Here is a 9,512-nt window from a genome sequence, read left to right as displayed (position 1 = left end):
CTTTGGTCCGCGGAGGAAGAAGAAAGGGGGGGAGGAGCCATCGGGGGCTGAGGGCCGCCGATGGCGGCCCCCAAACCCCCGCAGGACCACTCCGAAATCAGCGAGGGAAAGATGGAGGAGCTGCCCAGCGGGCCTTCGATTTGCAACTATGAGGGAACAGACTACGAAGCTTTCTGGGGTGCCAATCGGGCCTATGAGGATCTGGCCGAGCGGATCGCCCTGCGGGCGCTGTTGCCTCCCCGAGGCCATCGGCTGGTGGAGATCGGTGCAGGATTCGGCCGCCTGGCCGATCTCTACACCGGCTATGAGGAGATTTATCTCCTGGATTACGCCCGAACGCAGGTGGAGGCCGCGCGGCGCCGGTGGGGCCACGACCCACGCTTTCGGTTCGTGGTGGCGGATCTTTACCACTTGCCCTTTCAGCCAAGCGTCTTGGACACTGTGGTGATGGTCCGGGTGATCCACCACGTTCAGGATGTCCCCCGGGCTCTCCAAGAGATTCGGGAGGCCCTGCGGCCGGGCGGGGTCTTCATTCTGGAGTTCGCCAACAAGCGTCATCTCAAGGCCATCTTCCGCTATGTGATCGGCGCCCAGTCATGGTCACCCTTCGCTCGGGAGCCGGTGGAGTTCGCTCCGCTCCACTTTGATTTCCATCCGGCATGGATGCGGGAGCGTCTGGAGGAGGCTGGCTTTCGAATCCGCCGGGAGCGGGCGGTCTCGCACTTCCGGCATCCGTGGCTCAAGCGTCTGATCCCAGCTTCATGGCTAGCGCGGATGGACGGCTGGATTCAGGACATCGGGGCCCTCTGGAAGCTGACCCCCAGCGTGTTCGTCCAAGCGGAGGTGGATTCACGGGAAGGTCCAGCGGGGGAGGGTCTCTGGCGTTGTCCCGCCTGCTGCCAGCCTGCCGTCGAGGAGGAGGAAGCCGTGGCTTGTCCCAACGGCCACCGCTGGCCCCGGCAGGGCTCGCTGTATCTCATGCGCCCGCTGTAAATGGAACGGGCGTGGGCCGCTGCGACGACGCGCCCTCCGAAAGATCACGGGCCCAGACCGATCCGCCAGATTTCGCCATCGGTCCAAGCCGCGATCCATCGGCGATCCTGGGCATGCCACCCGTGGCGCGGGCCTGAGACCGCCCCGGCCGCCCTGCCCGCGGGTGCCCCGCCCACGAGGAGCCCCCACGCGTTCGCCTGCTGGGCCGCGGCCAGCCCTTGGCGCTCGTCCTTCAGCGCGATCACCGGATCCGCGGAGGTCCCTTTTTCGACCATCCGATAGCGGGTGATCAGCGCCCGTTGCCGGCTGCTCCCCATGGTCCACCCTCCCGGGATCGCCCGAAGCCTCACGCCACCCATCTCAGCCTGTAGCCCGCGGGGGAAGGGGCTCTCTCCGCCCAAGATATGGCGCACGGGATAGTGCGCTTGGAGCCATGCTCCCCCTCGTGTCGCCGCCTCTCCCTCTGCAATGACCGGATCCAAGTGCCGATCGAAAGGCCCCAGCCAGCGCCCCAGCTCCCCTGACGGGAGAGCTCGATCGCCAGACAGCCACAGCGCTCGGTGCCCTTCTGGGGTCTCCAGCAGAAGGGCGCTTCCCCCCTCAAAGAGAACCAGCTTCATCCGGTTGTCCGGCAGATAGGTGAAGGCGATGCCGCTGAGCGCCCCGATCAGCCCCCACCGCGCGGATTGCCAAATCCGTTGGGGAAAGGCCATAAGCACGAAGGAGCAGGAACCCCAGGACACCTCCATAAAAGACCAGCGTTCCCTCTACATAGCCCGGCGCCACCCGAACCGTGGCCAGCGGGCGGTTAAATCGGCGACGCGCACCGCCCAAGCCAGCGGCCACTCAACGGCCCAGCCCAGGGGCGCGGCGAAGCGGCCGATGAGCGCTGCGGCCCAGGGCTGCTGGGATCCCCAAGGCCATCACGAAGGGTTGCATTGGGAGCGCCAGGAGGTTGGCGAGAGGGGCGATGAGGGAGAGTTCCCGGAAGTGATAGGGCATCAGCGGAACGGTCGCGAGCTGGGCCGCTGGGGAGACCCGCAAGGCCTCACGAATTCAGTCCATCAACGCGACGGCCTCGGGATCCCGGAACCATCGGGCCAACGCGGCTTGCGCCCAGCGTTCCAGCAGCGGGGCCAGGAAGAGCAACCCCAAGGTCGCTGCGAAGCTGGAAACCGATGGCCTCCAGCGCCGTTGGCTCCCAGAGGGTCATTGGGAAGGCCGAGAGGCCCAGGGCGTTCAGGGCGTCGTTGCTCCGCCCCAGCGTCCAGGCAATCCCGGTGAGCGCCCCTATGATGGCTGCGCGCACGACCGAAGCCGAGGCACCCACAAAAAGCGTGTAAACAGGGACCATCCGGAGCGTCACCCAGAGGGCTGCCCATCGCCCCAGCAGTCGAGTAAACATCGCGAGGGAGAGGGCGGTGAGCAGGGTGATGCTGTAGCCGGAGATCGGGACGATATGGCTGAGGCCCGAGCGGGCAAGGGCCTGTTCCACGGACCGGGGGATGCCGCTTTCGTCCCCCAAGAGGATGCCGATGAGCAGCCTGGCCTCGGGGTCTGGCGGGATCTCCCGCAAGCGTGCTCGCATATGGTGACGGGCGCGGTAAAGCCACTGCAACAAGGGATTGCCTTCGCCGGTTCGCACACGGGCCCATTCATGCGCTCGGAACTGGCCCAGCACCCCTTGTCGGGCCAGGACCGCCCGCAGGTCGACCTCGGGGTGAATTGGCGATCGACCGGCTCGGCCTCTCACCCGGATCCGATCCCTATATGCCGGCCGTCCTTCCGTGGGATCCACTTGGAGGAGGCCGGTCCCTCCATCCGGGCGGAGCCGGAACCGAGATCCCGCGCCTCGTTCGATCGGATCCTCCACCACCGCACCCTCCACCTGGATTTCTGTGCCATTGGCTACGGCAGCGGCCACGGAGGCGGGCAGGGTAGGGGTGGGGCGCACAGTCCAACGGATCCCGCCGAGGAGGGAGAAGCGTTGGGCCGGTGGGCGATGCCCTAAGGCCCATCGCATCGTGAGAGGGGGGGCCAAAGGGCGAAGAATCAGGTCCAGCGAGGGAAGAGGGGTTCCTGGGGGAGAGCGAGGCGAGCGCAGAGCAGGCCCGCAGTCCATGCCAGCGCGGGCAGGAAGAGCGGAGCGCCGCGCAGATCCGGCATGACAGGTTTCTGCGCTTGGGAAGATAGGGCCATGGTTTTGGAAGGGGCACGAGGGATGGGATTATAGCGGTTACGCCTTCAGCGATTGCACAGCACCATGGGCAGATAAGCCGAGTCGTTCAATTCCTGAATCTGCGTGACGCCTGGATGTTGCTATCGCGCTTCCTCCGTCCAGACTCCCCGCACCGCCGCCGGTCCCTTGCACGGCTGCGCCCTCGGATTCCCCAAGTCCCCATCCGAGCAGTACTCCACGCTCGCGCAACTCCTCAAAAGAGATGTAAAGCCACGCGCCTGCAATACGACCGTCGGGCTTCAGGGGACCGTGGGGGAGAGAGAGGGCAGAGATGGACTATGCTTTTTCCTCTTTGTAAAGCCGTTCCCGGAGGGCCATGATCTCTCGGCGGAGGCGTTCGTTGTGTTCTAACTCGCTCTGCACCTTCTCGATGCCATAGAGCACCGTGGTGTGATCCCGCCCGCCGAAGGCCTCGCCGATCTGGGGCAGCGAGGCGCCCGTCTCCTCCCGCGCCAGATACATCGCCACCTGGCGGGGGTAAACCAGCTCCTTGTTCCGGCGCGGGCCCCGCAGTGCCTCGGCGGGAACCCCGTAGAAGTCGGCCACCACTTCGATAATGCGGTCGATGGAGATGGATTTGCGTCGGGGGAGCAAATCCGCGAGGGCGCTGGTGGCGACTTCCATCGTCAAGGGAAGGCCCATCAGCTGGGCGTAGGCCACCACTCGATTGAGGGCGCCCTCCAGCTCTCGGATGTTGCTCTGGATCTGTCGGGCGATGAACTCCATGACGTCGTCCGGCACATGGACGGCCAGTCCTTCCGCCTTCGCCCGCAGGATGGCGATGCGGGTCTCCAGATCGGGGGGTTGGATGTCGGCGATGAGGCCCCACTCGAAGCGGGAACGGAGGCGCTCCTCCAAGGTCACCAGCGCCCGGGGCGGCCGGTCGCTGGAGATCACCAGCTGCTTGCCGTTGCTATGGAGGGTGTTGAAGGTGTGGAAGAACTCCTCCTGGGTGCTTTCCTTCCCGGCGATAAACTGGATGTCGTCGATCAGGAGAATGTCGATGGAGCGGTATTTGTCCCGGAACTGGTCGGTGGTCTGAGCCCGGATGGCGTTGATCAGGTCGTTGGTGAACTCCTCGGATGAGACGTAAAGAACCCGCAGGCCCTTGCGCACGCAGATATGGCCGATGGCGTGCAGCAGGTGGGTCTTGCCCAGCCCTACGCCGCCATAGATGAAGAGCGGGTTGTACGTCTGAGCGGGCCGCTCCGCCACCGCGAGCGCAGCTGCATGGGCCAGCCGGTTGCTGGGGCCCACGACGAAGGTCTCGAAGGTGTAACGGGGGTTCAGCCGTTGCATCCACGGGGAAGCGGCCGCTGCGTCCTCATCGCCTGGATTGGGGGCGGAGGATTGGAGACGGCCGTTCTCATACACCACGAAGTCCACCGCGACCGGCCGCCCCACCACACCCGCCAGCGTGCGGGTGATCACTGTCCGCAGCCGGTGCTCCAGCCAGTCCCGCGCGTAGGCGCTGCGAACGCCGATAACGAACGTATCCCCTTGCACAGAAACCACCTGTGTCCCCTTCACCCAGGTCTCGAAGGTCGGCTTGGGGATCTGCCACTGGAGCTCGTTCAAGACGGTTTGCCAGAGCTCATTCGGATTTCCGATGGTTGTCATCTTTTTCATCCTCCATCTCATCGCAATACACGAGCCATAATCCGTGGCGCCCGCCGATCCGATTCGTTACTGCTTGATGGACTATTGAGGAAGCGATCACTCTGGGAGGTCACTGAAGGCTGTTTTACGGCTCCCGAAACCCCATGTTGGGAGAGTTCTACCCTTCGTCTTAATGAAGAAGCTCGAGCCGCGAGGCCTTGAAAACCTTGTTCGCTGTCCAAGCAGCGCTTGGACAGCGTGCCCCTTAAACTCCTCAAAGGGTGCCCTTACGATTCTACGCGGGGTGGGCGCTGCAGGCAATCCCATGAGGGCTATCTTAACCTTCCGGTTTTCCACAGAGTTTTCCACACCTTTTCATCCAGTAATCCCCAGCCCTGGGCCCGTTGTCCGCAACCATCTCTTTCAAGGGCTGGGGTTATTCACAGATTTCTCCACATCCATTGCAATCGAGCAAGGTTTGGCCGTCGCTCCAGGTTCGGACCCCTCAAAGTTCGCGATTGTGGTTATAATCCAGAGAGGGCCATGGAGGGCCCCAGCAGGTGTATCACTTTCTGAAGGAGGCAGATGTGAAGCGGCTGATGATCACCGGCGGGGCTGGATTCATCGGCTCCAACTTTGTACGCTGGACCCTGGAGACATATCCCGATGCATATGTGTTGGTTTATGACAAGCTGACCTATGCAGGGAACTTGGACAACCTGAAAGATGTGGCGGAGCGGTTCCGCGGTCGCTATGCCTTTGTCCGTGGCGACATCTGCGATGCGCAAGCAGTGCATGAGGCCATCCGTACCCATCGGATCGAAGCCATTATCAACTTCGCCGCCGAATCTCACGTGGACCGTTCGCTGATGGAGCCAGGCAGCTTCGTCCAGACCGACGTCTTCGGGACCTACGTGCTGTTAGAGGCGGCCCGGATCTTTGGGCTACGCTACCACCAGGTCTCCACCGACGAGGTTTACGGCGAGGTGTTAGAAGGCGCCTCCACGGAGGAGGATCCGCTGAAGCCGCGCAGCCCCTATTCCGCCAGCAAGGCGGGGGCGGATCTCCTCTGTCTGGCCTATTACACAAGCTTCGGGGTTCCTGTGACGATCACCCGAGGTTCCAATAACATCGGCCCTTATCAGTATCCTGAGAAATTCGTTCCCCTGTGTATCACCAACGCCATCGATGATGAGCCGCTTCCTGTTTACGGGGATGGGCAACAGATGAGAGACTACCAGTATGTGCTCGACCATTGTGAGGGCATCGATCTGGTCCTGCGAAAGGGGACACCGGGGGAGATCTACAATCTGGGGACAGGGATTTCGACGCCGAACATCGAGGTGGCGAAGAAGATCTTGGACCTCCTGGGCAAGCCGTATTCGCTGATCCGTCTGGTGCCGGACCGGCCGGGGCACGATCGGCGTTATGCCTTGGATATCTCGAAGATCCTGGCCCTGGGTTGGCGCAGCCGGCATACGCTGGATGAGGCGCTGGAGAAGACGGTGCGCTGGTATGTGGAGAATGAGTGGTGGTGGCGCAGGATTAAGTCGGGGGAATACCGAGAATACTACCGCCGTCAGTATGCGGAGCGCCTGGCTCAAAGCCGGCCCGCGTTCATTTCGTGAACCCCGGGGCCTTTTCGTCGACTGATGAAATTTAACAGATTAATCTGCACATTCCACGCTGAGGATACGCCGTGAGAGAAATGGGGGCCTCACCCTCCTTTCTCCCCCCTAAAATTTAAACTTCACCAGTCGGCCTCTTCGGGCCTTGGGCCGAGGGATGGCCTGCGCCGTCCTTTCAGAAGACGTCCACGAAGGTGGACGCCTGGCGCGAAAGCCCCTAAGAAGGCCGATTTCCAACCGGCGCAAAAGGCAGCGTGCCCATCATTTCGTGAGGGCACCTCCAAGGGGTGCCCCGTGGACCAGGCACAAGGCCTGCCCCTACTCGGGTTCGATGATCATGCGAACCGCCATCGTCCGCTCGACCCCTCGCCACAACAGCAGCACCTCTTCGTGAACATGGCCCCGAACGCGCACGGTGCGCCGATCCCTGACCCGGGCGATCCCCAGTCGGATGAGATCCTCCGGATCCACCGGGATCAAAGCGGTCGCGATCCGCGCGCCCTCGGCGGAGAAGGTGCCCGAGAGGGCGATGGCCAGCGGGGGGCGCTCTTCTTCGTAGGCCCGCCAGAACCCCGAATCGCGCCCGATCCAGCAGAACACATCGGGCGTCTCCAGGGTTCGCCGCTTCCAATCCACCAGCCCGACCATGTCCGGGAAACCGGTGGCCAGATAGCCGGCCAGCCGCCGCTCATCCACCTGTTCGGGGATCGAGCGGTCCCAACCGCCGGGTTCCTCCGCGAAGAGCAACCGCATCCGCGATCGCAGATCTGGTAGATAGATGTTCGCCGCCTCATCCAGGACGCGGTCTGCGAACCCAAGGGCCCGCGCTTCCTCAGCGGCCGCCGAGGGATCTTGGGCATAGCGCTGCATATAGCGAATCAGGGCCCCGAGGGCGGCGTTTAGATCCCCCTGACGGTTCGGCGGGGGTCCGTAGCCGGGCAAGCGCCAGGGGCGGCCGACCGCGAGGAGGGATACAGCGGCGATCAAGCTGTCGAAGATCTCCTCCGACTCCCCAACCGCCTGGGCGGTGAGCAGGGGAATGGCCAAGCGGGCTGGGAGGCCCAGTTCCAGGATCTGATAGCCTCGTGGAGTGATCTGCCCTCGGTGATCCAGCGCCTCGAGTCGCCGCAATAGGCGTGTCGCCTCCTCCACAGCCTCCCGGGAGGGCGGATCGGGCAGGGGAAGCTCCCGCACCCCAAGCCTTAGCGCTGCGCCCACCAGTACGATCCGCTCCGGCGAGGAGCGGAGGGTCTCCGGGGGCCGCGCCACCTCCCGCAGTTCCTCCTTCCGAAAACATCGGATACAGATCCCCGGCGCGGTCCGCCCGGCGCGCCCGGCCCGCTGGGCGGCCTCCGCCTGGGAGATCGCCACCACCGGCAGCCGCACGAACCCTCGCGCATCCGACTCGCTCCGACGCACCAACCCGAGATCCAGCACCAGGCCGGCGTTCATGGTCAGGGAGACCCCAGCCAGCTCGGTGCTCACAAAGATCCGCGTCTCGCTGCGGTCGGCGGCCTTCTCCACCACCGCCTCCTGCTCGCTCACGGCCATCGCCCCGTAGAGGGAGATCACCTCGTTGCGGAACTCCGATCGCAGCGTCTCCACCGTGGCCTCGATCTCCCGAACCCCAGGCATGAAGATCAAGGCATGGAGGGGGATCCCTAAGTGAGCGATTCGGAGCTCATCCCCCCGGATCTCCACCTCGGTCCCCTGGAATTTCAGGTGGCGGTAGCGGCGGAGGGCCTTTAAGACCACCTGGGCGGGCTGATCCACCCGGACGGGGAAGCGGACGGGCCACTCGATGACCCGGATGGGGTATTGCGGGGCCGGGAGCTCGATCTCCACAATCTCGTATCCGAACCGTCGAGCGATGCGGGCGATCCGCTCCTCCACTTGCTCTAAGGTGGCCGACATCACAGCGAACGAGCGGCCTTCCTTAAGAATCAGGGCGAAAGCCAGATCGCCCTCCATCTGGCGGAGGTGGATCTCATCCACAATCGGGAAGATCTCTGAGAGGCCCTGGCTGAGGATGTATTGGATCATGATCCCCGTGGTCACGTAGGCCACGTGCACGTCCAACATCCCGTAGGGCAGCGTGTGGCTGCCTCGCACGGCGTATCCGACGCGCCCTCGTAGGATCAGCTGATGCCCACCGGCGAACCGATAGACATCGGGGTGCAGATCGGGCGGCAGCTCGTAGATCCCATCCCGGGTCCGGTGGTTCACATACCATGCCAGGGAGATCGCCGCCGCCCGGGTGGGAACCGCCACCATGGCCGGCTTGTCGGCCCAGGCGGCCAAGAGGAATGGCACCACGGTGGATTTCCCGGATCCCGGTGGGCCTTTGACCAGATACATCGTTCGCACGGCGGATTTCCCACGACGCTCCATAAGCCCCCTTTCTTAGGTAAAGCGTTTTCGATGGGCACGTTGAGTGCCTTGGTGCCCGTCCGATACGTCAGACTCAGAGCGGGCCTTCATTCGCCGAATTGTGAAGGGCTCTTCCCGCCATCGAACGTCGGATCGAACCGGAGGCCTGTAACTTGTGTTAGCAAGAAGAAGACGGACGCTCATGAAATTTAACAAATTAACCCGAACATTCCACGCTGAGGATACGCCGTGAGGGAAACGGGAGGCCCCCCAAACCCCCATAGGGGGTTCATTTTTTAAACTTGCCAAGCGCCCTGCTACGAGCAGGTTTTCGTTCGTAGTAAGGCGCTTCGGTGCCTGTTTGATGCGTCAGGCCCAGAACGGGCCTTTACGAACAACGGGCTCGTCTCCCGGAGGGATTTTACTCTCTTATTCGATCTGTGGGTGGGCTATCCGGCTTAACCATGCTTTAAATGCGCGCCAAGCTTCCGCATCGGTTTTATGGCCCCCTGCATGCTCGATGCACGTCGTTTCCGCCCCCAAGCGCTTCAATTGCTCGCACAGCTGACGAGCGCGTTCGATGGGGACCAGGGGATCGTGGAGGCCATGGGCGATAAAAACCGGAAAGCCCAACTGGGAAGGGGGCTTTATAGAATCGGGGGATTCGAGCAGGAATCCGCTGA

At 63.4% G+C, this 9,512-nt stretch carries 8 protein-coding genes; 2 read left to right on the top strand and 6 right to left on the bottom strand.

Features of this window, described 5'->3' with window-relative positions; translation table 11 throughout:
- Positions 1–111 precede the first annotated feature (111 nt).
- Positions 112–993 carry a class I SAM-dependent methyltransferase gene (locus tag ACFMO5_RS10905; protein ID WP_376792781.1) on the top strand — a complete coding sequence of 294 codons (882 nt, stop codon included), beginning with the start codon at positions 112–114 and terminating at the stop codon, positions 991–993.
- A gap of 44 nt (positions 994–1,037) precedes the next feature.
- Here the strand turns inward: ACFMO5_RS10905 and ACFMO5_RS10900 are convergent, their stop codons facing one another.
- The 4 genes from ACFMO5_RS10900 to dnaA form a co-directional block, all read right to left on the bottom strand.
- Complete coding sequence (locus tag ACFMO5_RS10900) at positions 1,038–1,742, bottom strand: hypothetical protein (RefSeq protein ID WP_376792780.1); 705 nt, start codon at positions 1,740–1,742, stop codon at positions 1,038–1,040.
- Between the two features lie 97 nt (positions 1,743–1,839).
- Positions 1,840–2,037 carry a ComEC/Rec2 family competence protein gene (locus tag ACFMO5_RS10895; protein WP_376792779.1) on the bottom strand — a complete coding sequence of 66 codons (198 nt, stop codon included), beginning with the start codon at positions 2,035–2,037 and terminating at the stop codon, positions 1,840–1,842.
- Positions 2,038–2,041: 4 nt separating this feature from the next.
- On the bottom strand, positions 2,042–2,869 hold the full coding sequence (locus tag ACFMO5_RS10890) for a ComEC/Rec2 family competence protein (protein WP_376792778.1): 828 nt from the start codon (positions 2,867–2,869) through the stop codon (positions 2,042–2,044).
- Between the two features lie 639 nt (positions 2,870–3,508).
- On the bottom strand, positions 3,509–4,852 hold the full coding sequence (gene dnaA, locus ACFMO5_RS10885; RefSeq protein WP_376792777.1) for a chromosomal replication initiator protein DnaA: 1,344 nt from the start codon (positions 4,850–4,852) through the stop codon (positions 3,509–3,511).
- A 566-nt stretch (positions 4,853–5,418) separates the two neighbouring features.
- Here dnaA and rfbB point away from each other — a divergent pair.
- Positions 5,419–6,459: a dTDP-glucose 4,6-dehydratase gene (gene rfbB, locus ACFMO5_RS10880; RefSeq protein ID WP_376792776.1), complete on the top strand. Its 1,041-nt coding sequence runs from the start codon at positions 5,419–5,421 to the stop codon at positions 6,457–6,459.
- 318 nt (positions 6,460–6,777) lie between these two features.
- On the opposite strand, the gene ACFMO5_RS10875 is transcribed toward rfbB, so the two are convergent.
- Together ACFMO5_RS10875 and ACFMO5_RS10870 are read right to left on the bottom strand one after the other, a co-directional pair.
- Complete coding sequence (locus tag ACFMO5_RS10875; protein WP_376792775.1) at positions 6,778–8,850, bottom strand: helicase-related protein; 2,073 nt, start codon at positions 8,848–8,850, stop codon at positions 6,778–6,780.
- Positions 8,851–9,258: 408 nt separating this feature from the next.
- Positions 9,259–9,512, bottom strand: a 254-nt coding sequence (locus ACFMO5_RS10870; RefSeq protein WP_376792774.1) for an alpha/beta hydrolase, incomplete at its 5' end; no start/stop codon positions are given.

The organism is Thermoflexus sp. (genome assembly GCF_042408365.1).
Taxonomy (GTDB): domain Bacteria; phylum Chloroflexota; class Anaerolineae; order Thermoflexales; family Thermoflexaceae; genus Thermoflexus.
This window is presented reverse-complemented; position numbering and strand designations above follow the sequence as displayed.

Excerpts from the sequence above, each read along its gene's own strand:
- ACFMO5_RS10905 (WP_376792781.1), top strand. The coding sequence starts at position 112 with ATGGAGGAGCTGCCCAGCGGGCCTTCGATTTGCAACTATGAGGGAACA.
- ACFMO5_RS10900 (WP_376792780.1), bottom strand. The coding sequence starts at position 1,742 with ATGGAGGTGTCCTGGGGTTCCTGCTCCTTCGTGCTTATGGCCTTTCCC.
- dnaA (WP_376792777.1), bottom strand. The coding sequence starts at position 4,852 with ATGACAACCATCGGAAATCCGAATGAGCTCTGGCAAACCGTCTTGAAC.
- ACFMO5_RS10875 (WP_376792775.1), bottom strand. The coding sequence starts at position 8,850 with ATGGAGCGTCGTGGGAAATCCGCCGTGCGAACGATGTATCTGGTCAAA.